Origin of the sequence: Ruegeria sp. HKCCSP346 (genome assembly GCF_017872595.1) — a bacterium.
Lineage (GTDB): Bacteria > Pseudomonadota > Alphaproteobacteria > Rhodobacterales > Rhodobacteraceae > Ruegeria.
Map to the genome: position 1 here is coordinate 1,295,146 of NZ_JAEDOT010000001.1, position 26,925 is coordinate 1,322,070.

At 60.6% G+C, this 26,925-nt stretch carries 25 protein-coding genes; 7 read left to right on the forward strand and 18 right to left on the reverse strand.

The genetic code is table 11. From position 1 onward, the window contains the following. Nucleotides 1-7: 7 nt before the first annotated feature. A complete protein-coding gene (locus tag I9185_RS06480) occupies nucleotides 8-262 on the reverse strand; it encodes a BolA family protein (protein ID WP_171631039.1) in 255 nt (84 codons plus the stop codon). Nucleotides 263-369: 107 nt separating this feature from the next. Here I9185_RS06480 and I9185_RS06485 point away from each other — a divergent pair, with 107 nt between their 5' ends. Further along, the gene (locus I9185_RS06485) at nucleotides 370-996 is read left to right on the forward strand and encodes a J domain-containing protein (protein ID WP_171631037.1); all 627 of its coding nucleotides are present in this window, start codon (nucleotides 370-372) and stop codon (nucleotides 994-996) included. A gap of 167 nt (nucleotides 997-1,163) precedes the next feature. Then, complete coding sequence (locus tag I9185_RS06490) at nucleotides 1,164-1,718, forward strand: hypothetical protein (RefSeq protein WP_348539717.1); 555 nt, start codon at nucleotides 1,164-1,166, stop codon at nucleotides 1,716-1,718. Between the two features lie 160 nt (nucleotides 1,719-1,878). On the opposite strand, the gene I9185_RS06495 is transcribed toward I9185_RS06490, so the two are convergent. Next, nucleotides 1,879-2,766: a Hint domain-containing protein gene (locus I9185_RS06495; protein ID WP_210092614.1), complete on the reverse strand. Its 888-nt coding sequence runs from the start codon at nucleotides 2,764-2,766 to the stop codon at nucleotides 1,879-1,881. 456 nt (nucleotides 2,767-3,222) lie between these two features. On the opposite strand from I9185_RS06495, the gene cobS reads away from it, so the two are divergent. The 5 genes from cobS (at nucleotide 3,223) to I9185_RS06520 (ending at nucleotide 10,013) form a co-directional block, all read left to right on the forward strand. Next, the gene (cobS, locus tag I9185_RS06500) at nucleotides 3,223-4,209 is read left to right on the forward strand and encodes a cobaltochelatase subunit CobS (protein ID WP_152458642.1); all 987 of its coding nucleotides are present in this window, start codon (nucleotides 3,223-3,225) and stop codon (nucleotides 4,207-4,209) included. 121 nt (nucleotides 4,210-4,330) lie between these two features. Further along, nucleotides 4,331-6,208: a cobaltochelatase subunit CobT gene (cobT, locus tag I9185_RS06505; RefSeq protein WP_210092615.1), complete on the forward strand. Its 1,878-nt coding sequence runs from the start codon at nucleotides 4,331-4,333 to the stop codon at nucleotides 6,206-6,208. Between the two features lie 150 nt (nucleotides 6,209-6,358). After that, nucleotides 6,359-8,149, forward strand: coding sequence for an aminopeptidase P family protein (locus I9185_RS06510; protein WP_210092616.1), 1,791 nt, complete (start codon nucleotides 6,359-6,361; stop codon nucleotides 8,147-8,149). Nucleotides 8,150-8,212: 63 nt separating this feature from the next. Next, nucleotides 8,213-8,554 (forward strand): DUF427 domain-containing protein, encoded by a 342-nt coding sequence (locus I9185_RS06515; RefSeq protein WP_210092617.1) that lies wholly within the window; start codon nucleotides 8,213-8,215, stop codon nucleotides 8,552-8,554. Between the two features lie 91 nt (nucleotides 8,555-8,645). Next, entirely contained in the window at nucleotides 8,646-10,013 is a 1,368-nt protein-coding gene (locus tag I9185_RS06520) for a DUF3179 domain-containing protein (protein WP_210092618.1), read from the forward strand. Nucleotides 10,014-10,016: 3 nt separating this feature from the next. Here I9185_RS06520 and I9185_RS06525 read toward each other — a convergent pair whose 3' ends face one another. From I9185_RS06525 to ftsW, 16 genes are all read right to left on the reverse strand, one after another. Beyond that, nucleotides 10,017-11,702 (reverse strand): chloride channel protein, encoded by a 1,686-nt coding sequence (locus tag I9185_RS06525; protein ID WP_171631023.1) that lies wholly within the window; start codon nucleotides 11,700-11,702, stop codon nucleotides 10,017-10,019. Between the two features lie 100 nt (nucleotides 11,703-11,802). Next, nucleotides 11,803-13,452, reverse strand: coding sequence for a DNA repair protein RecN (gene recN / locus I9185_RS06530; protein WP_210092619.1), 1,650 nt, complete (start codon nucleotides 13,450-13,452; stop codon nucleotides 11,803-11,805). 36 nt (nucleotides 13,453-13,488) lie between these two features. Further along, nucleotides 13,489-14,352 (reverse strand): outer membrane protein assembly factor BamD, encoded by an 864-nt coding sequence (locus I9185_RS06535; protein WP_171631018.1) that lies wholly within the window; start codon nucleotides 14,350-14,352, stop codon nucleotides 13,489-13,491. A gap of 126 nt (nucleotides 14,353-14,478) precedes the next feature. Then, complete coding sequence (gene lpxC / locus I9185_RS06540) at nucleotides 14,479-15,399, reverse strand: UDP-3-O-acyl-N-acetylglucosamine deacetylase (protein WP_171722921.1); 921 nt, start codon at nucleotides 15,397-15,399, stop codon at nucleotides 14,479-14,481. Nucleotides 15,400-15,612: 213 nt separating this feature from the next. Continuing rightward, nucleotides 15,613-17,217 (reverse strand): cell division protein FtsZ, encoded by a 1,605-nt coding sequence (gene ftsZ, locus I9185_RS06545; protein WP_209832528.1) that lies wholly within the window; start codon nucleotides 17,215-17,217, stop codon nucleotides 15,613-15,615. 348 nt (nucleotides 17,218-17,565) lie between these two features. Continuing rightward, on the reverse strand, nucleotides 17,566-17,985 hold the full coding sequence (locus I9185_RS06550) for a hypothetical protein (protein ID WP_210092620.1): 420 nt from the start codon (nucleotides 17,983-17,985) through the stop codon (nucleotides 17,566-17,568). Beyond that, a complete protein-coding gene (gene ftsA / locus I9185_RS06555) occupies nucleotides 17,972-19,306 on the reverse strand; it encodes a cell division protein FtsA (RefSeq protein WP_170344711.1) in 1,335 nt (444 codons plus the stop codon). Before ftsA ends, I9185_RS06550 begins: the two co-directional genes overlap by 14 nt. Before the next feature lie 8 nt (nucleotides 19,307-19,314). Then, a complete protein-coding gene (locus tag I9185_RS06560) occupies nucleotides 19,315-20,322 on the reverse strand; it encodes a cell division protein FtsQ/DivIB (protein ID WP_210092621.1) in 1,008 nt (335 codons plus the stop codon). Beyond that, the gene (locus tag I9185_RS06565; protein ID WP_210092622.1) at nucleotides 20,310-21,233 is read right to left on the reverse strand and encodes a D-alanine--D-alanine ligase; all 924 of its coding nucleotides are present in this window, start codon (nucleotides 21,231-21,233) and stop codon (nucleotides 20,310-20,312) included. Before I9185_RS06565 ends, I9185_RS06560 begins: the two co-directional genes overlap by 13 nt. 102 nt (nucleotides 21,234-21,335) lie before the next feature. After that, the gene (murB, locus tag I9185_RS06570) at nucleotides 21,336-22,262 is read right to left on the reverse strand and encodes a UDP-N-acetylmuramate dehydrogenase (protein WP_210092623.1); all 927 of its coding nucleotides are present in this window, start codon (nucleotides 22,260-22,262) and stop codon (nucleotides 21,336-21,338) included. Then, nucleotides 22,259-22,552 carry a hypothetical protein gene (locus I9185_RS06575; RefSeq protein ID WP_152458656.1) on the reverse strand — a complete coding sequence of 98 codons (294 nt, stop codon included), beginning with the start codon at nucleotides 22,550-22,552 and terminating at the stop codon, nucleotides 22,259-22,261. Before I9185_RS06575 ends, murB begins: the two co-directional genes overlap by 4 nt. Before the next feature lie 24 nt (nucleotides 22,553-22,576). Then, nucleotides 22,577-22,843, reverse strand: coding sequence for a DUF2484 family protein (locus tag I9185_RS06580; RefSeq protein ID WP_171114920.1), 267 nt, complete (start codon nucleotides 22,841-22,843; stop codon nucleotides 22,577-22,579). Continuing rightward, nucleotides 22,840-23,088 carry a DUF2484 family protein gene (locus I9185_RS06585; RefSeq protein WP_171631000.1) on the reverse strand — a complete coding sequence of 83 codons (249 nt, stop codon included), beginning with the start codon at nucleotides 23,086-23,088 and terminating at the stop codon, nucleotides 22,840-22,842. Before I9185_RS06585 ends, I9185_RS06580 begins: the two co-directional genes overlap by 4 nt. Nucleotides 23,089-23,163: 75 nt before the next feature. Beyond that, the gene (murC, locus tag I9185_RS06590; RefSeq protein WP_171630998.1) at nucleotides 23,164-24,573 is read right to left on the reverse strand and encodes a UDP-N-acetylmuramate--L-alanine ligase; all 1,410 of its coding nucleotides are present in this window, start codon (nucleotides 24,571-24,573) and stop codon (nucleotides 23,164-23,166) included. Then, nucleotides 24,570-25,667: a UDP-N-acetylglucosamine--N-acetylmuramyl-(pentapeptide) pyrophosphoryl-undecaprenol N-acetylglucosamine transferase gene (locus tag I9185_RS06595; RefSeq protein ID WP_210092624.1), complete on the reverse strand. Its 1,098-nt coding sequence runs from the start codon at nucleotides 25,665-25,667 to the stop codon at nucleotides 24,570-24,572. Before I9185_RS06595 ends, murC begins: the two co-directional genes overlap by 4 nt. Then, on the reverse strand, nucleotides 25,667-26,830 hold the full coding sequence (gene ftsW / locus I9185_RS06600) for a putative lipid II flippase FtsW (protein WP_171362489.1): 1,164 nt from the start codon (nucleotides 26,828-26,830) through the stop codon (nucleotides 25,667-25,669). The genes I9185_RS06595 and ftsW overlap by 1 nt, the downstream gene beginning before the upstream one ends. Nucleotides 26,831-26,925 lie beyond the last annotated feature (95 nt).

A 26,925-nucleotide genomic window follows, 5' to 3' on the forward strand; every position in this document is an offset into this window, starting at 1 on the left:
AAGGTCTTCAGACGCCGATATCCAGGGCCAGCGCGTGGATGCGCGGTACGATGTCGCCCAGCGCCTTGTGCACGGCACGGTGGCGGGCGACGCGGGATTTGCCTTCGAATGCGCTGGCGCGGATACGGACGTTGAAGTGGCTTTCACCACCGTCCTGATATCCCGCATGGCCGCGATGGCTTTCGCTGTCGTCGATCACGTCCAGCTCGCGCGGATCAAAGGCGGCTTGCAGGCGGGTTCGGATCTCGTCAGTCACACTCATTTTTTTGCTCAGCGGCAAAAATATTGCCGCACCCCTCTTCTACTTTCGGCTGCTTAGATTAAACTGCTGCCTCCGAGTCGAAAAGACGCGTTCTTGAGGATTAGAGCATGGCGAAATCAGACCCCTTCGGATTCGATATGTCCGTTTCCAGCGCCAAAAAGAAGAATCCGCGGGGACGCCGGGGCATGTCGGGTGCCTCTGAAACCTCGGTCCGGATCTGTGACCACGAGGGATGCGAAGAACCGGGAAAGTTCCGCGCGCCAAAAGCACCGGATGTCCTGGATGATTTTTTCTGGTTCTGCCAGCAACACGTGCGGGAATATAACCAGAAGTGGAATTTCTTTGACGGCACCACCGAAGCCGAGCTGAACGCGCAGCGATCGAAAGACAAGGTTTGGGAGCGCGAGACCAAGCCGATGGGCGACCCCGAAGCACGTGCCTGGGCCCGTTTGGGGATCGAGGATCCGCATCAGGTTCTTGGTGCCAACAGCACGCAGAACAAAGGCCGCACGACGGGTGGCGGCGGACGACGCCTGCCGCCGACCGAACGCCGTGCGATCGAGATTCTCGAGGCCAATGACAGCTGGACCAAGGCCGAGGTTCGCAAAGCGTACAAGAAGCTGATCAAAGTGCTGCATCCGGACATGAACGGCGGCGACCGTTCACAGGAAGAACAGCTGCAGGAAGTTGTCTGGGCCTGGGATCAGATCAAGGACAGCCGGAACTTCAAGTAGCGGTCACGGCTTTGCCTGCTTTGCGTTCGCGGCGCGCCCTGCCTGAATGGTTGGGTGCCGCAGACGACACAACCTGAAAAAACTGCGCAAGTTCCGTATGGAACCCTGTTTCATTCCACACGAAAGTGGTGGAGGATTTGGGACAGGAGTTTCCAGGGATCAGTTTCGTGCGCACATCCATTTGCCTGTTGCTCGTCTCGCTAAGCGGGCTCATCGCTGCCAGTTTCATTCCGACTGACGCGGATTGGCTGTTCCTTTTGGCGCTGATTTGCGTGATGGCCAGCACAATCCTGTTCATACGGGCCTGGTTCAGGTGGCGCCGGGCCAATACATGGATCATCGTGGACGGCTCGAACGTCATGCACTGGAAAGATGGCACCCCGGATCTGGTTACGTTGAAGAAGGTCCTTGAGACTTTGAAGCGCGCAGGGTTCAAACCGGGCGTCATGTTCGATGCGAATGTCGGGTACAAAGTCGAAGGCCACTATATGGACGACCGGAAGCTGAGCCGCGCCTTGGGCCTGCGATCCAAGCAGGTCATGGTGGCCCCCGAAGGGACACCTGCGGACCCGCTGATCTTGCAGGCGGCGCGGGATAGCAAGGCACGCATCGTCACAAATGACCGGTTTCGGGATTGGGTGGACGAGTTTCCGGATGTGTTGAACGCGGATCGTCTGGTAAAAGGTGGCTTTCGCAAAGACGAGCTTTGGTTTTCGCTATAGTCAAGCAACGGTTGACCCAAGGCACAGATGTGTAAGGCCATCTTAACGGTGCTGCACTGAGAAATTGCCTATGGTAAATGGTCCCAGAGAACACATTTGAAGGGGTTTGTTGAGGCCAGGGATCAAATCAGGAGCGGTTCGGATTACAACTATCCGCGCTTTAGTCCGGGTATGAGCTTCGCAATGCAATTGCTTCCCGGCGCTTCAAACAACTTAAGCGAGTTTGTTGCGACTCTGCAGTGCCGTCACGCAATTCGGGGAACAGTGCGAGCAGTTCTTCGACGTCTTCACGACAGAAAGACTGCAGCGCTGTGTCGCCCAGAAAAAGACTTTCGCTACGTAGCCCCTGCGAGTGCAGTATCGCGTGTCGAGAGCAGGCAATGTGGTAATATGTGATGTCTTCACCTGTATGCACCTGCTGAATTGTTCCGTCATTCACCAAGTGGATTGCCGCAACAAAGACCCGATCTTGTCCGAACAATAACTCGGCGCGCCAGCCTTCCAGCATGATCCGATGTTGCGGGGACACAAAAACATCCTGGTTGGGTTGACCCTTGCAAATCGCGTCGCGCCGAATGCGAACGGGTCTAAATTTCGGTTGCAAAGCCAGTGTTTGTGCACTCAGCACTTTTTTCCCGATCCACAAAATCGGCAGCGTTTTCCCACCTGACACGCAAACTCTGTCACCGATCATCAGGTTCTTGACCGGGCGTGGACCGGCCTCGGTCTCTATCAGGGTTCCAGCAACAAAACAGGGCGGATTGTTTGGATCAAGATCTCCGGTTGTGATTTGCCAGTTTCCGGTTGTCATTGGCCCGGTGGGGTTGTTGGTGTCCCAGGCATAGATTTCGGTTCCAACCTGAATAAACTCACCAGATTCGCCGGTACCTCTGTAGTTACCTTGTCCAAGATACGTGTAGGGTACGAACGGACCACCGTTGATCGAAATCGTTTGACCCGAGACAGTGGCTGGATCGGTCAAGTTTCGGACGATCAAGTCGCCTTGCCCGCTTGTGTTGACCGAATGAAGTAAGACATCAAACGACATACGTTGTATCCGCTAAGCAGGTTGGACCAAAAGGGAACTCGCAACGAACAAGTTCCTTCCGTGTGTTGACTGAACAGAACACCACGGCCCTCACAAACTCACAAAGACCGCCCAAAAAACCACATTTAGAAGTCATGTTAACGCGCCGAAGAAGCATTTCAATGATAGTATGTTAATGTTTGCATTTGAGCGAGGCGCAAAGGCCGTTGCCAGCCTTTCACCGAGGACTTCTGGGTTATGCGCAATCGGCCTCAAAGCTCGTTAACGCGAGGTGCCAAATCGTAGCGTGGTTTATCATTCTGGAATGACACCCCATGCGCAACGATAGGGCCAGTTTGCAAGAAAAACATGCGCACCTTTGGGCGCCTTTCGCTTTCCCTTGCCCTTGCCCGCAATATGTTGCACCACACACGGGTTCATACCCGGTGAACGGGCCAAAGGATAAGGACTAGGCGCATGGCTGACGGATCGATCGATATCAACGCAAAACCTACCGAGGATATCTCGGTCCGTGACGTGTTCGGCATTGACAGCGACATGGCGGTCAAGGGTTTCGCCGAGCGCAGCGACCGAGTGCCGGTGATCGATCATACCTACAAGTTCGATCCGGAAACCACGCTGGCGATTCTGGCGGGCTTTTCCCATAACCGTCGTGTGATGATCCAAGGCTATCACGGCACCGGCAAATCCACCCACATTGAACAGGTCGCTGCCCGTCTGAACTGGCCCGCCGTGCGTGTGAACCTGGACAGCCATATCAGCCGGATCGACCTGATCGGTAAAGACGCGATCAAACTGCGCGACGGCAAGCAGGTGACCGAATTCCACGAAGGCATTCTGCCCTGGGCGTTGCGCAACCCGGTTGCCATCGTGTTCGACGAATACGATGCGGGCCGCGCCGACGTGATGTTCGTGATCCAACGTGTGTTGGAGCATGACGGCAAGTTGACCCTGCTGGATCAGAACGAGATCATCACCCCGAACCCAAATTTCCGCCTGTTTGCCACCGCCAACACGGTCGGTCTGGGCGACACCACGGGTCTGTATCACGGCACGCAGCAGATCAACCAGGCGCAGATGGACCGCTGGTCGCTGGTGTCGACACTGAACTATCTGAGCCACGACGCCGAGACGATGATCGTTCTGTCGAAGGCGCCGCATTACAACACCGCCGAGGGCCGCAAGACCGTCAGCCAGATGGTCACCGTGGCCGACCTGACCCGGACCGCCTTCATGAATGGCGATCTGTCCACCGTCATGAGCCCGCGGACCGTGATCAACTGGGCCCAGAACGCTGAGATTTTCCGCAATGTGGGCTATGCGTTCCGCCTGTCCTTCCTGAACAAATGCGATGAGCTGGAGCGCCAGACCGTGGCCGAGTTCTATCAGCGCTGCTTTGATGAGGAGTTGCCTGAAAGCGCCGCGAGTGCAAGCTTGGGGTAAGCACCCGAATTGCGCCCGGAGCGGGCGCAATGCCTCCGGCGGGGATATTTTTGGCCAGATGAAGACAGATCCGTTGCTGTTTTCGACGCCGGGCAGGCCAGTACTATGAGGGCTTAAGGACATGGCACAGAAGAACGACAACCCCGCCGATCCGTTCAAGAAGGCCTTGGCCGAGGCCACCAAGGTCATGGCCGATGATCCCGAACTGTCGGTAACCTATACGGTGGACCCTTCGGGCATGACGGGCGAGTCGATGCGGCTGCCTCAGGTCTCGCGCCGGATGACGCGCGAAGAAGTGCTGTTGGCGCGAGGCACGGCGGACGCCTTGGCGTTGCATCGCAAGTATCATGACGACGCGACCCATGCGCGCTATGCGCCTCCGGGCGATATGGCGCGGGATCTGTACGAGGCGATGGAGACCGCCCGCTGCGAGGCAATGGGCGCGCGGGACATGCCGGGCACCGCCAGCAATATTGACGTCAAGATCGGGCATGAAGCAATCCGGCGTGGGTATGATCAGTGCAAGCAACCCGCCGATGCACCTTTGTCGGTTGCGGCAGGGTACTTGATCCGGCATCTGGCCACCGGGCGCGATCTGCCCCCCGCCGCAGAAAACATCATGAACCTGTGGCGTGGGTTCATTGAAGAGCAAGCGGGTGGGACGTTGGAGAATCTGGACGAGATTCTCTCGGATCAGGCGGACTTTGCCAAATTCGCCCGTCAGGTGATCAAGGATCTGGGATATGGCGACCAGCTTGGGGATGACCCCGATGAACTGGACGACGAGCAGGAAGACCAGGCCGAGGAAGACGCCGAGGAGCAGCCCGATCCGGACAGCACCGGTCAGGATGATCAGGACGAACAGGACGCCGACGCGACCCCTGAGCAGACGCAGGAAGAGCAGCAGGATCAGTCTCAGGCCCAGGTCTCGATGGACGAAATGGCCGAAGACGAGATGGGTGACGAGGCTGAGATGCCGGATGGCGAGGCGCCTCTGGAGCCGCCTGCCCCACCGCCGGCATCTGAAGCGGACCCGGATTACAAGGTCTATCTGGACACTCACGACGAAGAGATCGCCGCTGAGGATTTAGCGGAACCGGCCGAGCTGGAACGTCTGCGGGCCTATCTGGATCAGCAGCTTGAACCGCTGAAAGGCGCGGTGTCGCGCCTGGCCAACAAGCTGCAACGCCGCTTGCAGGCGCAGCAGAACCGCAGCTGGGAGTTCGACCGCGAGGAAGGCATTCTGGACGCGGGTCGATTGGCACGTGTGGTCGCGAACCCCACCACTCCGCTGAGTTTCAAGGTCGAGAAAGACACCGAGTTCCGCGACACGGTGGTGACGCTGCTGCTGGACAATTCGGGGTCGATGCGCGGACGTCCGATTTCGATCGCCGCCATCTGTGCCGATGTTCTGGCCCGGACGCTGGAGCGGTGCAATGTTAAGGTCGAAATTCTGGGCTTTACCACGCGGGCGTGGAAAGGCGGTCAGGCGCGCGAGGCGTGGCTAAACGATGGCCGCCCGCAACAGCCCGGCCGTCTGAACGATTTGCGCCACATCATCTACAAGGGCGCGGACGCCCCTTGGCGTCGTGCGCGGCCCAATCTGGGTCTGATGATGAAAGAGGGCCTGCTGAAAGAAAACATCGATGGGGAAGCCCTGGAATGGGCCCATCGCCGGATGCTGGCACGGCGCGAACAACGCAAGATCCTGATGGTGATCTCGGACGGTGCGCCGGTCGATGATTCGACACTGAGCGTGAACCCCGCCAACTATCTGGAAAAACACCTGCGCGACGTGATCGCGATGGTTGAAAAACGCAAGATGGTCGAACTTTTGGCCATCGGCATCGGCCATGACGTGACCCGGTATTACGACCGGGCAGTGACGATTACCGATGTAGAGCAACTGGCCGGCGCGATGACCGAACAACTGGCGGCTCTGTTTGACAGTGACCCGCGGGCGCGGGCGCGTGTCATGGGGATGAGAAAGGCCGGCTGAGGCTGATCTTCCGCGCGGCGGGCGTATTTCCCCGAGGGCGACGTGTTTTTCCTTGCTGATCATCGGCCTGTTCAGACGGGGTGTTCCCGTCTGGACATTTTTTGAAATGCGCCTCAGGGTCACGCTCAAATGATGTGAATGAGGCCGCCCATGTTCCAATCCTTCGAAGTGACCGCCCGCCCGGAACAGGGGCCACCGCGGCTGGCCGCCTTGCGCGAACAGATGGTGCAAGAAGGGCTGGACGGGTTTCTGATCCCACGGGCGGATGCGCATCAGGGAGAGTATGTCGCGGCGCGCGATGAACGTCTGGCCTGGCTGACCGGGTTCACGGGCTCGGCCGGGTTTTGCGCCGCACTGCGTGACGTGGCCGGAGTTTTCATCGACGGGCGATATCGCACCCAGGTCAAGGCACAAGTTGCCGAAGATTTCACCCCGGTCCCCTGGCCCGAAGTAAGCCTGAGCGCCTGGCTGAAACAGCAGTTGCCCAACGGCGGCAAGGTCGGTTTTGATCCGTGGCTGCATGCGGCGGGGCAGATTTCCGGCACTTTGAGCGATCTGGATGGATCGGGCATCGAACTGGTAAGGTGCGAAAACCTTGTGGACCGGATCTGGGCCGATCAACCCGCACCCCCGATGAACCCGGTCAAGACGCATCCGATCGAGTTTGCCGGGGAAGGTGCGGACAGCAAGATCGCCCGTCTGGCCGAAGACCTTCGGCGGGCCGGGCACAAGGCAGCGGTGATCACCCTGCCGGATTCCATCATGTGGCTGTTGAATATCCGTGGGTCGGATATCGCCTATAACCCGGTGGCCCACGGCTTTGCCATTCTTCATGCAGGTGGTCAGGTCGATCTGTTCATGGCGGCAGAAAAACTGGCCGGGGTACGGGATCATCTGTGTTCTCAGGTGACCTTGCGCGCTGTGGGCGATTTTCTGGATTCGGTTGCGGCTCTGGCCGGTCCGGTGCAGGTGGATGCCGCTTCGGTGCCTCAGATCGTGGCCGATGCGCTGGGTGACGCGATGACGGATGGCGGCGATCCCTGCGCCCTGCCCAAAGCCTGCAAGAATGCGGCTGAAATCGCGGGCAGCGCCGAGGCGCATTTGCGCGATGCGGTGGCGGTCATCGAGACGTTGTGCTGGCTGGACGAACAGGCCCCGGGCAGCGTGACCGAAACACAGGTTGTCACCCGGCTGGAAGAAAACCGGCGTAAGGACAATGCGCTTCAGGACATCTCGTTCGATACCATTGCAGGCACGGGTCCGAATGGCGCGATCATGCATTACCGCGTGACCGAAGAGACCGACAGCCGCCTGGAAAACGGCCATATTCTGGTGCTGGACAGTGGCGGGCAGTATCTGGACGGCACCACCGACATCACCCGAACCATCGCCATCGGTGACGTCGGAACCGAGGAAAAAACCTGCTTCACCCGGGTGCTGAAGGGCATGATTGCCATGTCGATGCTGCGCTGGCCTGCGGGCCTTTCCGGGCGGGATATCGAATGTGTGGCCCGCGTGCCGCTGTGGTCTGCGGGACAGGATTTCAACCATGGGGTCGGACATGGGGTCGGCGCCTATCTGAGCGTGCATGAAGGGCCGCAACGGCTGTCCAAAGTCAGCCATGTACCGCTGCAACCCGGCATGATCCTGTCAAACGAACCCGGGTATTACCGGGAAGGCGCCTTTGGCATCCGCATCGAAAACCTTGTGGTGGTGGAAGACGCTCCTCTGCTTCCCGGTGGCGATGCCGAACGCGCGATGCTGTACTGGCGCACGCTGACCTTCGTGCCGATTGACCGCAGACTGATCTTGGTCGATATGTTGACGCCTGACGAACGCGACTGGCTGAATGCCTATCACCGCGACGTTGCGGAAAAAATCCGCCCAAGGCTGGGACATGACGCACAACTGTGGTTGGATGCCGCAACTGCCCCAATCTGACACTGGCCTGTTACATAAAACAGGCAGAGGGGTGACCCTGATACGACGACGGAAGGAAGAGGAATGGCTGAGATCACGATCCGGAAAGCGCCGGGCAAATGGACTGTCCGCTCGGGCGGTGCTATCCTGGGCGAAACGAACAACGCGCTGGAACTGCTTGAAGGCGAAAAGGATCCGGTGATCTATTTCCCGCGCAACGATATTGCGATGGCGTTTCTGGATCGGACCGACAAGGTGACCCACTGCCCCGGCAAGGGCGACGCGACGCATTTTTCCATCGTCAACAAGTCATCCGTGACCGACAACGCGGTCTGGAGCTATGAGGATCCGATTCAGGCGGTGGCCGAGATCAAGGACCATCTGGCATTCTACCCGGTCGAATCGGTGAAAGTGGAGCAGATTTAACGCCAGCCCCCGCGCCCACCTCACGCAGCTGTGGCATGCACGTGAACGGCATTTGCGGCACACTTTCTCCGGGGTAACACCGGAGGCTTCCATGTCGATGTCACGTCGCGATTTTGCTGGGATGATTGGGGCTGGTGCAATGGCGCCCGGCGTGCTGTGGGCGCAGCAGGATCCGGTTCTGGACGCGTTGCGCAGCACGCTGAGCGGGCGTCGGACCGCGTTTGAGGCGCAGATGGCGTATCTGAAGGGCCGTGGCCAGCCGGATGTTGTGGCCGGGTTGCTGACTGCGATGCGTTATGCCGACAGGCGACGGGATGAGATTGTCGAGGTGATGGAGGCCCTGACCGGGCAACGCCATGGCAATGACTGGTTCGATTGGATGCTGTGGCAGGAACGTAACCCGCAGATTGTCCCTCATCCGTCGCTGATCCCGTTCAAGCGCGAGGTTCTTCTGGGGATCGACCCGAATTTCGATCTGTTCCTGCGGCCCGAATATCTGCAACGCGACAAGATGAAGATCCGCCTGGAAGAGATCGCCTGGGGCGGTGTGTACAAGGATGGCATTCCGTCCCTGGACGATCCCACCCTGATCTCTGCTTCGAATGCGGGGTATCTGAAGGGCGATGATCTGGTGTTCGGCGTCGCCATCAACGGGGATGAGCGCGCCTATCCCCTGCGGATCATGGGCTGGCACGAGATGTTCAACGAGGTGATCGGTGGCGTGCCCGTGGCGCTGGCCTATTGCACGCTTTGCGGGTCTGGCATCCTGTTTGAAACCCAGGTGGCGGGGCGGCGAAAGCCGTTCATTTTCGGGTCGTCAGGTTTCCTCTATCGCTCGAACAAGCTGATGTTTGACCGTGAGACGCATTCGCTGTGGAACCAGTATACCGGCAAACCTGTTGTGGGGCCCTTGGCGAACAGCGGCATCACGTTGAAACAACGCCCTGTGGTGATCACGACATGGGACAGCTGGAGGACCTCGCATCCCAAAACCCGTGTTCTGTCGCTGAACACCGGGCATCGGCGCAATTACGGATCAGGGGTGGTTTATCGCGACTATTTCGCCTCGAGCGAGCTGATGTTCCCGGCGGTTGTGGATCAGTCCCGGCTTAGGCAGAAGGATTACATCTTTGCCGTGCGCCAGTTTGGTGCAGCCCGCGCCTGGCCTCTGGTTGCGTTCAAGGGCAAACCGGTGATCAACGATGCAATCGGTCGGACACCTCTGGTTCTGATTGGCGATCCCAAAGAGCGCAGCGTGCGGGCCTATGAGCGAAAAACGCATGCGTTCTGGGCGACGCAAGGCGGGTTGCAGGATAGCGCGGGGAACGGTTGGACCGTCACGGAAGAGGCTTTGATCGGGCCGGATGGAACGCGTTTGCCACGAGTCGCCGGTCATGTTTCCTATTGGTTTGCGTGGGACAATTATCTGGGCGACGCAGCCAGCGTGTATGGTGAGTGAAACTCAGGAATGCTCTTCGGCAGCCGTGGCCGCAAGCGCCCTGTTATATGCCTTGAGCGCATCGACGTGATAGAGCGCCCCAACCGGTGTTTCAGAGCCGTCGTTTTCCAGAATGACAACCGGAATGCAGGGGATGTCGTCACGATCAAAATAGGGCATGGCGGCTTCCAGCGTGGCGCTGGCCTGAATGCACAGGCCCTGGTCGATCAGCCCCTGCGCCTCTTCTTTCGTGATCGACCGCGGATCCCCAAGCGGGCGCATCACGGCACCGGCGCGAAGCATTGCCAGCAGATAAGCCTGCGGCCCCGCGGCCAGGTGGACATCACGCCGTTCCAGCTGGGTCAGGAAGAAAGACCGGTCCACAAGTCTCGAGGCCAGTGCCGTGGACATGGACACGCTTACCATCACGGCAAGACCGATCTGCCAATCGCCGGTCAGTTCAAAAACGATCAAAGTGGTCGAGATGGGCGCGCCCAGCACCGCCGCAGCTACGGCGCCCATTCCGGCAAAGGCATAGAGCGTATGCGTGCCCGACACATCCGGCAACAACCCGGTGGCGATCAGACCGAAGGCCAGCCCGGTCAATGCGCCGACCATCAGAGACGGTGAGAACACCCCACCGCCCATGCGCCCACCCATGGTAATCGCCACCGCAACCGTTTTGGTCACCGCAAACAGGATGGCCGTGGTCAGCACCAGATCACCGGTCAGGGCGCGAATTGTCGTCTCGTACCCCACGCCGATGATATGCGGGAACCAGATCGCCATCAGCCCCAGCATCGCCCCGGACACCGCAGGGCGCAACCAGGCCGGAATCGACAGACGGTTCTGGATATGGCTGCCGATATCCTCGGCAAAGAAAATCGACCGCATCAGCAGCAGCGCGACAAGTCCGCAGATCAGGCCCAGGATCAGGAATGCCGGAAGCTCGACATAGAATTGCAGCGATCCCGGCGTCTCCAGCGTGAACTCGGTAACGTCGCCATATTCCAGCCGGTTGATCACCGTTCCCGCGACCGAGGCGATGACGATCGGGGCAAAGGCGTGAACGGCGAAATGGCGCAGCACGACCTCGAGCGCGAACAAGGCCCCCGCAATGGGGGCGTTGAAGCTGGCCGACACGGCCGCAGCGACGGCACATCCCAACAGGTCACGCCCCGTGATCCCGTCCGCATGTATGCGGTTGCTGACCCATGTGGAAATCACTCCGGCCATATGCACCACCGGCCCCTCGCGGCCTGTTGACCCGCCCGAACTGAGCGTGATCAGCGAGGCGAAGAACGACGCGATGCCCGCCTTGACCTCGACCCGCCCGTCGGTGATGGCCGAACCTTCGATCACGTCGGCAACCGACCGGACGCGCCCGTCATTGGTGAACCGGTTCAGGATGATGCCGACGACCAGGCCACCGAAGATGGGAATGATCAGAACCATGAACCATGGCAGTTTCTCGGCGTGGCTGTGCAGCAGCAGGATATCATTGGTGTCGTACAGATAGGCCTGCAATGCGCTGATGGCCTTGCGGAAGCCAAGCGCCATGAAACCCGCCCCTATCCCGATGGCCAGCGCAATGAACCAGAACTGGATCTGGCTTGGCCCCCGGCGCAGCATGACCCGCCACGCATCCTTGATCGCGGCCACAGCCTGATTGAACTGGTTGCGCAGAACGGTGCGGGTCGATTGGGTCATTGGCCCTCGAGGATCATCACTTAACCCTTAGTAAGCCACGGAGCGCCCATATAAAAGTGAGATAGCGACAGTGTGAGCACCAATTCACGCCATCGCCGCGTCAGGCCTGCAACAGAGCCCGGGCGGCGGCGCGGGCTTCTTCGGTGATGGTGTCGCCGGCCACCATGCGCGCGATCTCGTCCACCCGATCCGGTTCGGCCAGAGGAATGACGGTGGACAGGGTTTGTCCGTCGGTAACCTGTTTCTGCACCCGCCAGTGATGAGCTGCCCGCGCAGCAACTTGCGGGGAATGGGTGACAACCAGAACCTGCCCGCCCTGCGCGAGCGACGCCAGCCTGCGTCCGACCGCATCGGCGGTTGCCCCACCGACACCGCGATCGATTTCGTCAAAGATCATCGTCCGGGCACTGTCGTCGCCAGACAGGCAGACCTTGAGGGCCAGCAGAAAGCGGCTGAGCTCACCCCCCGAGGCGATCTTGTTCAGCGGCCCCGCCGGCGCACCGGGGTTGGTGGCCACGGTGAAGGCCACAGCGTCGGCACCTTCGGGGCCGGGTTCAACCGGGGTGATCTCGGTCTGGAACACGGCACGTTCCATCTTGAGCGGGGCCAGTTCCGCCATGACGGCCGCGTCAAGCCGCCCAGCGGCGGCCTTGCGCGCGGCGCTGAGGTCGGCTGCGGCGGCGTCATAGGCCTGTTGCGCCGCGTCTACGGCAGCTCGCCTGTCTGCCAGGTCGGCATCCCCTGCCTCCAACTGGTTCAACCGGTCACGCAGAGTGTCGGCAAACGAACCCAGATCATCCGGGGCCACGTCATGTTTGCGGGCCTGCGCACGGATGGCAAACAGGCGTTCCTCGGCCTGTTCCAATTCTGCCGGGTTGAAGTCCAGCGCCTGAAGGCAGGCATTCACGCCATCCTGCGCCTCGCCCAACTCGATCATCGCGCGCCCGAGCGCTGCTATCGGTTCTTCCAGCTGGCCGCCCGCGTTGTCCGAGACGCCTTCCAACCAGCGCATGGCGTCGGACATGGCCCCTTCCGCCCCGTCCCCGGCCAACAGGGCAAAGGCACGCGCAACATCGTCGCGAATCCGCTCGGCCCCTTGCATCATGCGGCGGCGGGCATCCAGTTCGGCATCCTCACCGGGTTGCGGGTCAAGCTGGTCTAGCTCGGCGACCGCGTGACGCAGGAATTCTTCCTCGCTGCGGACCGCAGCCAGAGCGGCCTCGGTCTCGGACAGCGCCTTGCGGGTTCGGGACATCGCGGCCCAGGCGGTTCGCACGTTTGACAGCTGCTCCGTGACCTGTGCGAATTCGTCCAACATCGCCCGATGACCACGTGGGTTCAGCAAACCGCGGTCATCGTGCTGTCCGTGCAGTTCAATCAAGGTCTCGGACAGCGCCCGCAGAACTTCGCCCGAGCAGCGGCGGTCATTGACCCAGGCGGTCTTGCGCCCCTCGGCCGTGTTGACGCGGCGCAGGATCAGTTCCTGGCCACCCGGCAGACCGGCTTCGGCCAGAATCGCATGTGCGGGATGATCGGCAGAGAGTTCGAATTCGGCGACGACCTCACCCTGCGCGGCACCCTGCCGCACAAGTTCCGCGCGCCCGCGCCAGCCTAACACGAAGCCAAGCGAATCCAGCAGAATCGATTTGCCTGCACCGGTCTCGCCGGTCAGGGCGTTCAAGCCCGGCTGAAAGCTGAGTTCCAGCCGGTCAATGATCAGCATATCGCGGATATCAAGGGCGCGCAGCATGTGGTCTTCAGCGTCCCGGACCAAAGGCCATCGCGATTACAACCATTCACCTTTGATGGTCTGACGATAAATCGTGCTGAGCCAGTTGTTACCGCGGCTCTTGAGATCAAGCCCGCGAGAGGTCAACAGTTTGTACGCATCGTCATACCATTCCGAGGACTGGTAGTTGTAGCCAAGAATGGCACCTGCGGTCTGCGCCTCGTCCAGCAGGCCAAGCGACAGATAGGCCTCGACCAGACGATACAGTGCTTCGGCGGTGTGGGATGTGGTCTGAAAGTCTTCGACCACAACTCGGAACCGGTTGATCGCCGCGACATAGTGATCCTGACGCAGGTAGTAGCGCCCGATCTCCATTTCCTTGCCCGCCAGATGGTCGAAGGCCAGATCGAACTTCAGTACCGCCGATGTGGCGTATTCGCTGTCGGGATAGACCTCGATCACGGTCCGCAGAGATTGCAGCGCCTGGAAGGTCAGGCCCTGGTCACGCCCGACTTCGTCGATCTGGTCATAATAGCTGAGCGCCAGCAGATACTGCGCATAGGCAGCATCTTCATCCGTCGGATAGAAGTCGATATACCGCTGCGCCGCCGCGCGGCTTTCTTCGTAATTCTGGTCCGAATGGAACGAAAACGCCTGCATGATCAGTGCGCGCTTGGCCCAGTCCGAATACGGATACAAACGTTCGACTTCCGAGAAATACCAAGCCGCGTCGTCCGAGCGATTCTGCGACAGTTCGTATTCACCTCGGGTATAGATCTGTTCCGGCGTGAACCCTTCCAGATTCTGTTCACGGTCCGCGCCCTTGCGACCAAAAAGGCCGCCGGCGTTGCCGCATGCCGTCAAAACTGCTGCCAGAAGAATCGCACCCGCGAGTCTGACTGCCGCTTTGCTGCCAACCATACCGCCCATCCTTGTCGTCTTGCTTAATGGGGTTTGCCCCGATTTGAGCCATGGTCTAGCACAGAAAATTCCGGTGCAAAACGCCTTATGCGACTTCCGGCGCAAATGTCGTCAGAGTTGATCTGATCAGGCCACTTCGGGAATTTCGTTGACCACAAGCCCCTGCCCCGGCAGGCGCGCGGCCTGTTCCGGTGTGCACAGTACCGGACGCACGGCGCCCGGCGTTTCGAACAGGTTGCGCAGCAATGTGTTGGTCAGCGAATGACCCGACTTGTTTCCGGTGAAGTGACCCAAAATCGGCCCACCAGCCAGATAGAGATCACCCAGAGCATCCAGCATTTTGTGGCGCACGGCCTCGTCGACCCGGCGGAAACCGCCCGGTGTCAGAACTTCGACGCCCTGAACGACCACGGCGTTTTCAAGCGTGCCGCCCAAAGCCAACCCGTTTTCGCGCATCGCCTCGACATCCGTGCGTCGGCAGAACGTGCGACAATCGCTGAGTTCGCGCGCGAAGGAACCGTTGCGCATATCAAGCGTTTTGCTCTGGCTGCCGATGGCACCGTCTTCGAAATCGATATGGAAGTCGATGATCAGCCCGTCAGCGGGCGCAATACTGGCGCTCGCGCCTTCGCGGGATGCGGTGACGGTTTTCAGGACCTCATAGGCCAATACCGGGCTGGCCTGACGGCGCACACCCCGGGCCATGATGCCACGCACGAAATCAATCGAGGAGCCGTCCATGATCGGAACTTCGGGACCGTCGATCTCGACAAGCGCGTTGTGCACGCCACACCCGGCCAATGCAGCCATGATATGTTCGACGGTGGAAACCGAAACGCCGGCATCATTCACCAGACGCGTGCAAAGCGGGGTCCGTTCAACCGCATAGTAGATCGCCGGGATCATCGCGTCGCCCAGTTGAATATCCGTCCGCTTGAACCAGATGCCATGACCGGCTGCCGCCGGTTTCAGGACCATGGTCGCCGGCTTGCCGCTGTGCAGCCCGACGCCTGTAAACGTGACCGGAGATTTGAGCGTATGTTGCAAAATAGGCCTCGGTGAGTAGTGTCCAGCCTGCTTGGGCCGTGTTGGACACTGAGTTAAGGAAGCCCGCGTCAAGGCTCAACTCACTCTTTGCAACCGATTGAAACATGTATGTAACAGATCGGCGAAACCCTGCTCACATAGTTGCAAGTGACTATTAATAAACAATTAAGGGCCGCCAAATGGCAGCCCTTTGAGTGGATTTTGTTACCGCGATCAGTTGGCTTGACGGCGCAGGAAGGCCGGAATTTCGATACGGTCCTGATCCGGATCGGCCTCTTCCTGAAGCGGCGCGGTTGCCTCGGACTGTCGCAAAACGGGCTGCTGACGCGGCGGTTGAGCCGGTGTGTCAGAGGCGTGCCCGGTCATCCGGTCGATCAGGCGATTGAAGCCAAACCGCGAGCGTTCTTCGTGTTCCGGCTGCGAAACTGCTTCGGGTTGACGGGGCGCCGCCGGACGCTGTGGCGCCGACGGAACCTTCTGCACAGCGGCCTGCAAACGCTGCAACGCTTCGGGCGACGGGGTGCCGGCAGCATGCCCGCGCGGTGCCACGAATGCCTCCGGCGCGGGTTCAACATGCTCGGGCTGCGGTTCGAATTCGGCCACACGCGGCTGATAAGCGGGTGGCGGCAAGCCGTCATCGTCACGCTCGACGCGCGGCTGGAATTGTGGCTGCGCCGGCTCTTCCGCGGCTTCGAACAGCGAAGGTTCGCGGTTTTCTTCCGGCTGCGGGGCAGGCTCTGCTGTGTCGGCAGCTACGTGCGCTTCTTCCTGAATATGCTCTTCAGCCGAAACCGTGCGGGTCAGCGGTTCGGACATCGAACGGCGTGCCACCGGGACTTCGGTCGATTTTTCGCTGGCGTCGATGCCGGTCGCAACAACCGACACGCGCATTCCGCCTTCCATGGCGGTATCCAGCGTCGAGCCGACGATGATATTGGCCTCGGGATCCACTTCCTCGCGGATGCGGTTGGCAGCTTCGTCCAGCTCGAACAGGGTCAAGTCGTGCGACCCGGTGATGTTGATCAGCACGCCCTTGGCACCCTTGAGGCTGATTTCGTCCAGCAGCGGGTTTGCAATGGCCTTTTCCGCCGCCTGAATGGCGCGATCTTCGCCTGTTGCCTCGCCGGTGCCCATCATTGCCTTGCCCATCTCGTCCATTACGGCGCGAACGTCGGCAAAGTCGAGGTTGATCAGGCCGGGCCGCACCATCAGGTCGGTCACGCCTTTGACGCCCTGATACAGAACGTCGTCAGCCATCGAGAACGCCTCGGTAAAGGTGGTCTTTTCATTGGCCAGACGGAACAGGTTCTGGTTCGGGATGATGATCAGCGTATCGACAACCTGTTGCAGCGCCTCGACACCATCTTCAGCCTGGCGCATCCGCTTGGCACCTTCGAACTGGAAGGGCTTGGTGACGACACCGACGGTCAGAACACCCAATTCGCGGGCGGCCTGCGCAATGATCGGAGCAGCCCCCGTGCCGGTACCGCCGCCCATACCGGCGGTGATGAAGCACATATGCGCGCCGGCAAGGTGGTCCACGATCTGTTCGATGCTTTCCTCGGCGGCGGCCGCGCCTACGGTCGGGCGGGCCCCTGCCCCCAGACCTTCGGTGACTTTCACGCCCAGCTGCACCCGCGCCGAAGACTGGCTTTGTTGCAACGCCTGTGCGTCGGTGTTGGCGACCACGAAATCAACGCCGTCCAACTGTTTTTCAATCATGTTATTGACGGCGTTCCCGCCTGCACCGCCAACGCCAAATACTGTAATCCGAGGCTTCAGTTCGTCGTGCCCGGGCATCGAAAGATTCAATGTCATGCTCTGTCCGCCTGTATTTATGTCCCGCCAAAGCGGTGTTTTTCTTACCTATCCTTGTTCGATTCTAGCGGCCTGATGCCAAAAGGTCACGTCAAAAATCGCGTTTTCCCACAAAATATGGAGGAAATAAGGCAGAAACCGGCGGCATTTCGCAGGTCACGCCAGATATAGCGGAAACAACGGCGACCATTACTAGACAACCGGCATGAACGCGAGAACACATTCGTTCATCGCGCTCTGATCGACTGTCGACTACATTGCGGAAAACTGCTCAGGTCCTGCCGCGAGGCCTCTTTCGGGCCTTGTGGATATCTTGAGGGATAAATCGAAACGCTGCAACCGGTTTCTTCAGCTGAGCGGTGCATTTGGACAGTCCAGGCCGCGGTCCGTCATGGATCGCACTTCCTGTATTTCGCCATCGACGAATGAGGCAAGCCGCACCATCAAACGATCTTCATGCAAAAACGGCCACCAACAGACCGGAATGCCGTCCGGGTCATTGTCGTACAGAAAACACAACTGACCGTTTGGCGTCGTGATCTGCCCGTAGACACAGCCCTGCCCCTCTTCGCGCCAGACCGACATGCGGCGGTTCAGAAATTGTTCGGTTCCCACCAGGCCACCGCTGCGGATTTCGTAGAATGTCAGAGTTTTGCCGACCGCCGCGTCCAGAAACGCCTCGGGCGTGATCATGGTCTGGGCCGAGGCCAAGCAAGGCAGCAGCGCCGTGCCCAGTGCACACCCGCGCAGGACTCTACCAGTTGTCACGGAACCACCGCACGGCGCGCTTGAACGGGCGCGCGGCATAGGTATCGACCGGGATTTCAAAGTCCCACCATTCATCCTGAGGATGGGCTGCAAACAGGCTGAGGCCGACAGCGGACGAGAACCCGGGCCCGGTGGCTGATTGGGGCAGGCCATGCACGCGCAAGGGGCGGCCCAGGCGAACGCGCTGACCGAGGATGCGCGTGGCCAGCCCGTCCAGCCCCATGATCTGGCTGCCGCCGCCGGTCAGCACGATCTGCTGGCTTGGCATGTGTTCAAATCCGGCGGCGTCCAGCCGGACGCGGACCTCTTCAAGAATTTCCTCGACACGCGGGCGCATGATGCCGATCAACTCGGCACGGCTGACGGTGCGGCGGTCGTGTTCCCAATCGCCGGTATCACCACCGATATCAATCATATCCCTGTCGTCGGCCCCGGTGGCATGAACGCCACCATTGAATGTCTTGATCCGTTCCGCCACGGCGGCAGGTACACCCAAGCCCATCGAGATATCGGCAGTCACGTGATCGCCGCCCATACGCACGCAATCGGCATAGATCATGTGCTTTTTCATGAAGATCGAAACGCTCGTGGTGCCGCCGCCCATGTCGATACAGGCCGCACCCAGTTCCTGCTCATCCTCGACCAGCGCCGAGATGCCCGAGACATAGGCCGAATTCGCAATCCCGGCCAGTTCCAGATCGCAGCGCTTGATACAGCGCACGATGTTCTGGATCGCTGACGAATCCACGGTCAGCATATGCATGTCGACCGCAAGGCTCTGGCCCATCTGCCCGCGCGGGTCGATCAGGCCCGATCGGTTGTCGAGCGCGAAATTCACCGGTTGAGCATGCAGTACTTCGCGCCCGTCACCATAATCCGGCACGTCGCAGGCGTTCAGAACCCGGCCTACTTCGGCCTCGGTCACGATCTGACCGTCCAGATCGACTTGTGCATCCAGCCCGTAAGACCGCGGGTTCGCGCCCGAGAAACAGGCGATCACATGGTCGACGCGGATGTCGGCCATCTTCTGTGCGGCCTGAAGCGCGGTGCGGATGGCACGTTCGGTTTCCTGCATGGCGGTGACTTCGCCGAACTGCACGCCCCGCGACCGGGTGGTCGCGGCACCGATGACGCGAAAACCTGTCTGCCCTGCCATGGAACCGATGGTGTTGTCCTCGCTCAGCCGACCGGTTCCGTCAAAGCGCAGCACAAGACAGGCGATTTTCGAACTGCCCACATCCAGAATCGCAATCACACCGCGTTGCAATGCCTGCCGCCGCATCTGACGCATGGCACGTTGGGACTGATAAAGATCGGTCATCATGGTCGTTACTGCCCGTTACTCACTGTCACTTTTGTGTTCCACCAGTCTTCGCTGGCGGCTTTGGTCATTCGGATGGTCGGACGCTGCCCGAGGCGCATGTCGACCACGGCCACGTCACGTTCCAGAAGGTCCTGTACCTCGTTCACGGCAAGCACGCGTTCCAGCGCACGCACCGGGCGTTCGGTCGGCAGCATGATGCGCTGACCACGGTCCAGCACCAGATCCCAGCGCCGCTCTCCCACGCGCACCAAGCCGCGCACGCGATTGCCCAGGCTGCGCGAAGTCCGCAGAAGCTCCAGCGCTTCGCCGACGTGATCGTCGGCGCCCATCCCTGCGATCAGCGGCAGATCGGCGTGATCCTTGCGAGAGGTGGCTTCCTTGACATGGGCGCCTGTCTCATCCAGCAGCTCAAGCCCCTCACGCGTTCGCCAGACGATTACGGGCTGACGCTCGACGACATCGACTTGCAGGATGCCTCCGGGGCGGATTCTGACGGTTGCGGATTTCACCGGGTCCAGCCCGGTGATCGTGTCGCGGATCTGTTCCACATCCAGATCCCAGGAACTGATCGGGAAATCCAGCGGAACGATTTCACGGATATCTTCGGACAGGTCGGTTCCCGCCCCATCGATGGCCATCAGGTTGACCATGAATTCGGGGCGCTCCTGAATCGAAGTGCGCACATCGGCGATATAAGCGGCAAGTGCGTCGCGACGGTCCTGCGAGGCAAAGAAGATGCCAACCGCGGCAGCGATGGCGCAGATCGGCAGGCCGACCTTGACACCAAGGCGAATGCCCGGCGTCAGCATCCAACGTTGCAGCCGATAGCTGAGACGAGACGGCGCAGGGTCACTGCGCCTCGCAGAGCGGGAAAACACACGCGCACCGCGCAGGCGCAAAAGCGGTTCGGCCTCGTGCGAGTCCGTGTCGGCCGAGGCGAAATCGGCATCCGGCCCCGCAAGTGGTGTGCTGCGGTGGATTTCCAATGAACGACTGGCGATCAGCGGTCGCATGAGGCGTCCTCCACCATCCAGGCGCAGAGCTGTCCGAATGTCATTCCAAGATGAGCGGCCTGTTCCGGGACCAGAGAGGTTGGCGTCATGCCGGGCTGGGTATTGGTTTCCAGCAGGAACAACCCATCGGCACCCTTGCTGTCATCCCAGCGGAAATCGGTGCGGCTGACGCCCCTGCATCCCAAGGCAACATGCGCACGCACGGCGTAATCCATGCAACGGTCAAAGATGTCCGGTGGCACATCGGCAGGCAGAACATGCCATGATCCGCCCGGTTTGTACTTGGCATCGTAATCATACCAACCACCATCGGTCATGATCTCGGTCACGGTCAGGGCGCGGTCGCCCATCACCGTTACGGTCAGTTCACGCCCCGCAACATATTTCTCGACCATGATCTGATCGGGCATGTCTTCGGACAGCTGCGGCGGGCCGTTGGCGTTTTCATGGACGATGTAAATCCCGACGCTGGAGCCTTCGTTGTTCGGCTTGGCCACATAGGGTGGCTCCATCACGTGAGCTTCGACCACCTCGACCTTGGGCACGATCACGCTTGGTACGACGGGCAGCCCTTCGGTCTGGTAATTCTCTTTGCTGCGCTGCTTGTCCATTGCCAGCGCCGAGGCCAGCACACCGGAATGGGTGTAAGGGATACGCATCCATTCCAGCAGGCCCTGCACACACCCATCTTCGCCCCAGCGGCCATGCAGGGCGTTGAAAACCACATCCGGTTTGATGTCCACAAGGCGCGCGCAGAGGTCGGGACCCGCGTCCAGTTCGACCACTTCAAAGCCTTCTCCCACAAGGGCGGCCGCGCATTCGCGCCCAGAGCTGAGAGACACCTCGCGTTCCGCCGAGGGTCCACCCATCAATACCGCCACTTTGGGGTTTGTCCTGCTCGACATACCCAATGTGCGCCTCAATGTCCCCGGACCTTATGTGGTGGTCCGTACTGCGTTTATGCCTTTGATCCGTCGCCTGAATTTGCCTGTTATGGTCTGACGGTCGGGGCTTTATTCTGTCAGCGGATCACCGACCCGCATGATTTCCCACTCTAGCGTGATGCCGCTTGTTTCGTAAACCTTTTTTCGCACCTCTTCGCCAAGACCTTCGAGGTCTGCAGCGGTGGCCGCGCCGGTATTGATCAGGAAATTCGAGTGCTTCGGGCTCATCTGCGCACCGCCAAGCGTCGCGCCGCGCATTCCGGCGTCGTCGATCACCTTCCACGCCTTGAAATCATGCACGTCATCCGCCTGCCCGGTCGAAGAAAACCCCGCCGGGTTACGGAAGGTCGACCCCGCGCTGCGATCTTTGGTGGGCTGGGTTTCGTCGCGTTTTTTCAACTGTGCCTCCATACGGGCATGGAGTTCTTGGGGACTGCCTGAAGGGCCCTCGAACACAGCCGAAATCAGCACGGCGCCTTCCGGCAGGTCCGTCTGGCGATAGCGAAAGTTCAAGTCTTCGGGCGTCAGGTCCACAAGTTCGCCTTGCCGGGTGACAATCGTGGCCTTGCGCAGAACATCCGCCGTGTAGCTGCCGTAACAGCCCGCGTTCATCCGCACCGCGCCGCCGATCGAGCCCGGAATGGTGCGCAGAAAGGTCAGGTCAACACCGGCATCCGCCGCCTTTCGCGCAACATGCGCGTCCAGCGCCGCAGCCCCTGCCGTAACCGTGTTGCCGTCAACCAAGATCGCGTTGAACCCGCGCCCCAGCCGGATCACCACGGCCCGCAGCCCCCCATCCCGAACGATCAGGTTCGAACCGACACCCATTGGAAAGATCGGGGTTTGTGCGGGCAGTTCCCGCAGGAAGGCTTGCAGGTCTTCGGTATCGGCAGGCTGGAACAGGTAATCGGCCGGGCCGCCGACGCGAAGCCATGTGAGCTCAGAGAGAGGTCGCGCCCGAGACAGGCGACCTTTCGGAACGGGAAACGTTGTCATGCGTCTGCACGCACCGCCAGGCTGCGTCCGCCCACACCGCCCATGATTGCAGCGAACAGAAAGGGAAGAACGCCGGCGGTCAGCCAGACCAGCGGGCCGAACGCCTGTTCTTCTTCGCCGGTGCCAATACCGGCCAGTACCACGATCAACGCCAGCCCGACGGCCGAGGCCAGACCGATCAGCCACAACAAGCCGCGCAGGCCCAGCCAACGGCCCGCCGTAAAACCGGCGGCGGCACCTAGCAGGAAAGAAAGAATTGGCAGATAGGCAAATGTGGCGACGGACGCCATGGCGGACCTCCTGAAACTGGCCGGTTATTCGTCAGCCGCCTTCATGCCCTGCATTTTCATCTTTGTCCAACGGGTCAGATAAATCACGGGCCAGCGCAGCACAGACATACCCATGGCCAGCACCAGCAAGCCGATCCACGGGCCGTTCTGATAGGTGACATACCCCAGAATCGGAATGCCCACGGCGATCAGGATATAGGCGCGTGTCCAGTGGTTGTCTTTGCTCGGGATCATTGCCAGCAGATTCGCGGAAACGCCCCACAGACCGGCAAGGGCGATGGACCAGTTCATTCCATGACCTCCCCGCGCACCCATTTTCGCCAGTAATACCGGATGGGGTTGCGGAACATCGAAACGAATCCGCCGAAGGCGAAAACCGACCAGAACCAACCGTGATCATAACCCAGCCAGACAATCAGTACCGGAGCGCAGATCAGCAGGGTCACGCCCGGCGGAAACTGCATTCGCATCGGCAAGAACGCCACGATCGTGGCGCAGATCACCCAAAGGGCGGCAATGATCATCGAATAGTCCATCTGTCCCCTCCGAGGACATGCGGCGGCTGCGGGCATTTGCTACACCTTCAGGTTGTGCACCAAACAGAAGAGAAGTCAAACAGCTTGTTTTCGTTGCAATCTCTCGGGCAGACCATTGGCCCAGGCGCTGATCGTACCGGCCCCGAGGCAGACGACGATATCGCCCGGGCGGGCCTGCTCGCGCACAAGCCGCTCAAGATCGTTTTCGTCAAACAGCGCGCGGGCGTGGCGGTGGCCGTGACGGATCAGACCCTGCACCAGATCGTCGCGCGATGCGCCTTCGATCGGGTCTTCACCAGCCGCGAAGATATCGGCGATAGCCACGACATCGGCGTCATTGAAGCAGGTGCAGAAATCATCGAACAGATTGGACAGGCGCGAATAACGGTGCGGCTGGTGCACGGCGATTACGCGGCCTTCGGTCGCCTGTCGCGCGGCCTTCAGGACTGCGGTGATTTCAACGGGGTGGTGGCCATAGTCGTCGATGATGGTGACACCGTCGACCTCTCCGACCTTGGTAAAGCGGCGATTGACGCCGCCGAAATTGGCCAGTGCCTCGCGAATTTCCGAGGCTTTCATGCCCAGATGGCGGGCAACAGCCACGGCGGACAAAGCGTTCGAGACGTTGTGGTCGCCGGGCATCGGCAGAGTGCAGCCTTCAATCACCTTGTCTTCGTATTGCAGGTGAATGTCGAAATGCGCGACGCCGCCCTTGTAGGTCAGGTTCTCGGCCCGCACATCGGACTGCGCGTTGAAGCCATAGGTGCGCACGCGGCGGTCGGTGATGCGGCCGACAAGCGCCTGCACCTCGGCATGGTCGGTGCAACACACAGCCAGCCCGTAAAAGGGGATATTCGATACGAATTCATGGAAACCCGCGCGCAGCTTGTCGAAATCGCCCCAATGCTCCATATGCTCGGGGTCGATATTGGTGACGATGGCGATGGTCGCGGGCAGGCGGTTGAACGAGCCGTCGCTCTCGTCCGCTTCGACCACCATCCATTCGCCCTGTCCCATCCGGGCGTTCGAGCCGTAGGCATGGATGATGCCGCCATTGATCACGGTCGGGTCAAAATCCCCTGCCACCATCAGTTCGGCCATCATCGTGGTCGTGGTGGTCTTGCCGTGAGTCCCGGCGATGGCGATGTTGGATTTCAGCCGCATCAGTTCGGCCAGCATGTCAGCCCGGCGCACCACCGGAAGGCCGCGGGCACGGGCGCCGTCAAGCTCGGGGTTGCCCGGTTTGATCGCGGTCGAGACCACCACAACGGCCGCGTTTTCAAGGTTTTCCGCGCGCTGACCGACAAAGATCTCGGCCCCCAGACTTGCCAGCCGGTCGGTGATCTTCGATGCCTTCAGGTCCGAGCCCTGAACCCGGTACCCCAGATTGAGCAGCACCTCGGCGATACCCGACATTCCGATCCCGCCGATCCCCACAAAGTGAATCGGCCCTACGTCCTGCGGCAGTTTGGTTGCTGGGTTCATGTGGTCTCCTTCTGCGCCAATTGTTCAACAAGGGCTGTCAGACGCTCGGTGGCGTCAGGTGCCCCGACGGACAAGGCGGCATGGGCCATTTTCTGTGCGGCTTCGGGGTTCGTGAGAACCGTGGTGATTTGCTGTGTCAGCGCAGGAACGTCAAGAGCCTTTTCCGGGATCATGATGGCCCCGCCCGCCTGCACCAAGCCCCGTGCGTTGGCTGTCTGGTGATCTCCGGCGGCGGCGGCAAAGGGGATCAGGATCGACGGGCGCCCGATGACCGAGATATCGGCAACGCTGGACGCGCCAGACCGCGAGATCACCAGTTGGGCATCCGACATGCGACGGGGGACATCATCAAAGAAGGGCTGCACGTCGGCGCGGATGCCGTGTTCGTTGTAGAAGGCTGTGACGCGCTCGCCATCCTCGTCCCGGGCCTGATGCGCCACGCGGATGTGAGTGCGGATTTCTTCGGGCAGTGCGGCGATGGCACCAGGCACCACATCGCTGAGGATGCGTGCGCCTTGCGAACCGCCCATGACAAGGACCGACATCGGATAATCACCGGGCGGAATGTAACCGGCCGCGGCGCGGTCCAGAACGGCGGACCGGACCGGGTTTCCGGTGTGGATGCCATGCGCGCCCTCGGGCAGGTCCGTGGGCCACACACCACAGGCCACCTGCGCGACACGGGCGGCGAACAACTGGTTCACACGCCCCAGCACCCCGTTCTGTTCGTGGATCATGCGGGGGATTTTGAGCATGGTCGCAGCGCTCAGCGCCGGGATCGAGGGATACCCGCCGAAACCCACAACGACGTCGGGCTTGTCCCGCACCATCTGGAACACCATGCCAGCCACGCCACCGGCGATCTTGGGGCCGGCCATGGCCTTGGCCGCCAGACCGCCACGCGCGAAAGTGGCCGATGATGCCTCGACGATCTCGGTCGAATGCGGGAAACCACCGGTATAGCGGGCGCCGCGCGGGTCGGTGGACAGGCGCACGCGCCAGCCCTTGTTAAGCATCGCCTCGGCCAGCGCCTGAGCCGGGAACATGTGCCCCCCGGTCCCGCCAGCCGCAATCAACAGGTAAGGGTTCCCCATTATCCTCGTCCGCGCAGAATTTCGCCAAGCTCGCCCTGTGGGCGGGTTCGGGTGAAGGCCAGCAGCATTCCGACCGCAATACCGCCTGCAATCAGGGATGAGCCGCCATAGCTGACAAAAGGCAGCGTCATTCCCTTCGCGGGCAGCAGACGTACCGCAACACCCATGTTGATCATCGCCTGCACGCCGAACATGCATGCCAGACCGGTGCCCGCCAGGCGGATGAACATGTCGCGTTCCCGCATCAGGCGCAGCAACGAACGTACCACGACCAACGAATAAAGCGCGATGATGATCAGCACCAGGATCAGGCCGTATTCCTCGGCCGCGACCGCGATGATGAAATCGGTATGCGCGTCCGGCAGCGACCACTTGACCTGCCCCTCACCCACGCCGACACCGAACAGCCCCCCTTCGCGGATGGCGTTGGTGGCATAGCCTAACTGGGTGGTCGGATCGACCTCTTGATTCAGAAAGCCATCGATACGGCGGGCAAAGTGTTCAGAATTGGAATAGGCGAACATACCGCCCAGAACAACAAACCCGGCCATTCCAACCAGCAGCAGCATCGGCGCCCCGGCGACAAAATACATCACCCCCCAGCCGAACAGGATCAGGCAGGCCTGACCGAAATCAGGTTGCATCACCAGCATACCGACAATCGCCATGCACAGGGCAAACGACCAGATCCGCCCCGGCGGGCCGTTGATCTCTTGTGAGGCAGCCAGCAGCCATGCAGCAACGACGATGAAGCCGGGCTTCAGAAACTCGGACGGCTGAAGCGAGGCGAACCCCAGCGAATACCAGCGCACCGCGCCCTTGCCAAAGTCGGTCCCGAAGACGGGCAGGAAAACCAGTGCCACGAAGGCCCCCAGGAAACCCAGCACCGCCAAACGACGCACCAGCGTCGGCGACATCATCGAGGTCAGAAGCATCGCAATCAGCGCCAATCCGCCGAATATGGCCTGACGTTCGACATAGTGGAACGGATCGAACCCGTTTCGCCCGGCCAGCGGTGGCGAAGACGCCAGCCCCAGCAACAGACCGATGGCAAACAGGATCAGAACGCAGGACATCGTCCAGCGATCGATTGTGCGCCACCATTTCGGTAGAATCGGTTCTCCGCGCTGGTCCTGGACCGCGCCATACACCATCTCAGTCATGAGATACCGCCACTCTCTGCCTCGTCAACGCCCCGTTTTCGGGGTCTGATTGAGACTCTACAGGGATTTTTGTGTTTGGGCTAGTAGGATGAAGC

Excerpts from the sequence above, each read along its gene's own strand:
- I9185_RS06525 (WP_171631023.1), bottom strand. The coding sequence starts at position 11,702 with ATGACCCAATCGACCCGCACCGTTCTGCGCAACCAGTTCAATCAGGCT.
- ftsZ (WP_209832528.1), bottom strand. The coding sequence starts at position 17,217 with ATGACATTGAATCTTTCGATGCCCGGGCACGACGAACTGAAGCCTCGG.
- recN (WP_210092619.1), bottom strand. The coding sequence starts at position 13,452 with ATGCTGCGCGCCCTTGATATCCGCGATATGCTGATCATTGACCGGCTG.
- cobS (WP_152458642.1), top strand. The coding sequence starts at position 3,223 with ATGGCTGACGGATCGATCGATATCAACGCAAAACCTACCGAGGATATC.
- I9185_RS06595 (WP_210092624.1), bottom strand. The coding sequence starts at position 25,667 with ATGGGGAACCCTTACCTGTTGATTGCGGCTGGCGGGACCGGGGGGCAC.
- I9185_RS06510 (WP_210092616.1), top strand. The coding sequence starts at position 6,359 with ATGTTCCAATCCTTCGAAGTGACCGCCCGCCCGGAACAGGGGCCACCG.
- I9185_RS06495 (WP_210092614.1), bottom strand. The coding sequence starts at position 2,766 with ATGTCGTTTGATGTCTTACTTCATTCGGTCAACACAAGCGGGCAAGGC.
- I9185_RS06575 (WP_152458656.1), bottom strand. The coding sequence starts at position 22,552 with ATGGCGTCCGTCGCCACATTTGCCTATCTGCCAATTCTTTCTTTCCTG.
- murB (WP_210092623.1), bottom strand. The coding sequence starts at position 22,262 with ATGACAACGTTTCCCGTTCCGAAAGGTCGCCTGTCTCGGGCGCGACCT.
- murC (WP_171630998.1), bottom strand. The coding sequence starts at position 24,573 with ATGAACCCAGCAACCAAACTGCCGCAGGACGTAGGGCCGATTCACTTT.
- cobT (WP_210092615.1), top strand. The coding sequence starts at position 4,331 with ATGGCACAGAAGAACGACAACCCCGCCGATCCGTTCAAGAAGGCCTTG.
- ftsW (WP_171362489.1), bottom strand. The coding sequence starts at position 26,830 with ATGACTGAGATGGTGTATGGCGCGGTCCAGGACCAGCGCGGAGAACCG.
- I9185_RS06480 (WP_171631039.1), bottom strand. The coding sequence starts at position 262 with ATGAGTGTGACTGACGAGATCCGAACCCGCCTGCAAGCCGCCTTTGAT.
- I9185_RS06515 (WP_210092617.1), top strand. The coding sequence starts at position 8,213 with ATGGCTGAGATCACGATCCGGAAAGCGCCGGGCAAATGGACTGTCCGC.
- I9185_RS06560 (WP_210092621.1), bottom strand. The coding sequence starts at position 20,322 with ATGCGACCGCTGATCGCCAGTCGTTCATTGGAAATCCACCGCAGCACA.
- I9185_RS06585 (WP_171631000.1), bottom strand. The coding sequence starts at position 23,088 with ATGGACTATTCGATGATCATTGCCGCCCTTTGGGTGATCTGCGCCACG.
- I9185_RS06580 (WP_171114920.1), bottom strand. The coding sequence starts at position 22,843 with ATGAACTGGTCCATCGCCCTTGCCGGTCTGTGGGGCGTTTCCGCGAAT.
- ftsA (WP_170344711.1), bottom strand. The coding sequence starts at position 19,306 with ATGACCGATCTTTATCAGTCCCAACGTGCCATGCGTCAGATGCGGCGG.
- I9185_RS06520 (WP_210092618.1), top strand. The coding sequence starts at position 8,646 with ATGTCGATGTCACGTCGCGATTTTGCTGGGATGATTGGGGCTGGTGCA.
- I9185_RS06485 (WP_171631037.1), top strand. The coding sequence starts at position 370 with ATGGCGAAATCAGACCCCTTCGGATTCGATATGTCCGTTTCCAGCGCC.
- I9185_RS06535 (WP_171631018.1), bottom strand. The coding sequence starts at position 14,352 with ATGGTTGGCAGCAAAGCGGCAGTCAGACTCGCGGGTGCGATTCTTCTG.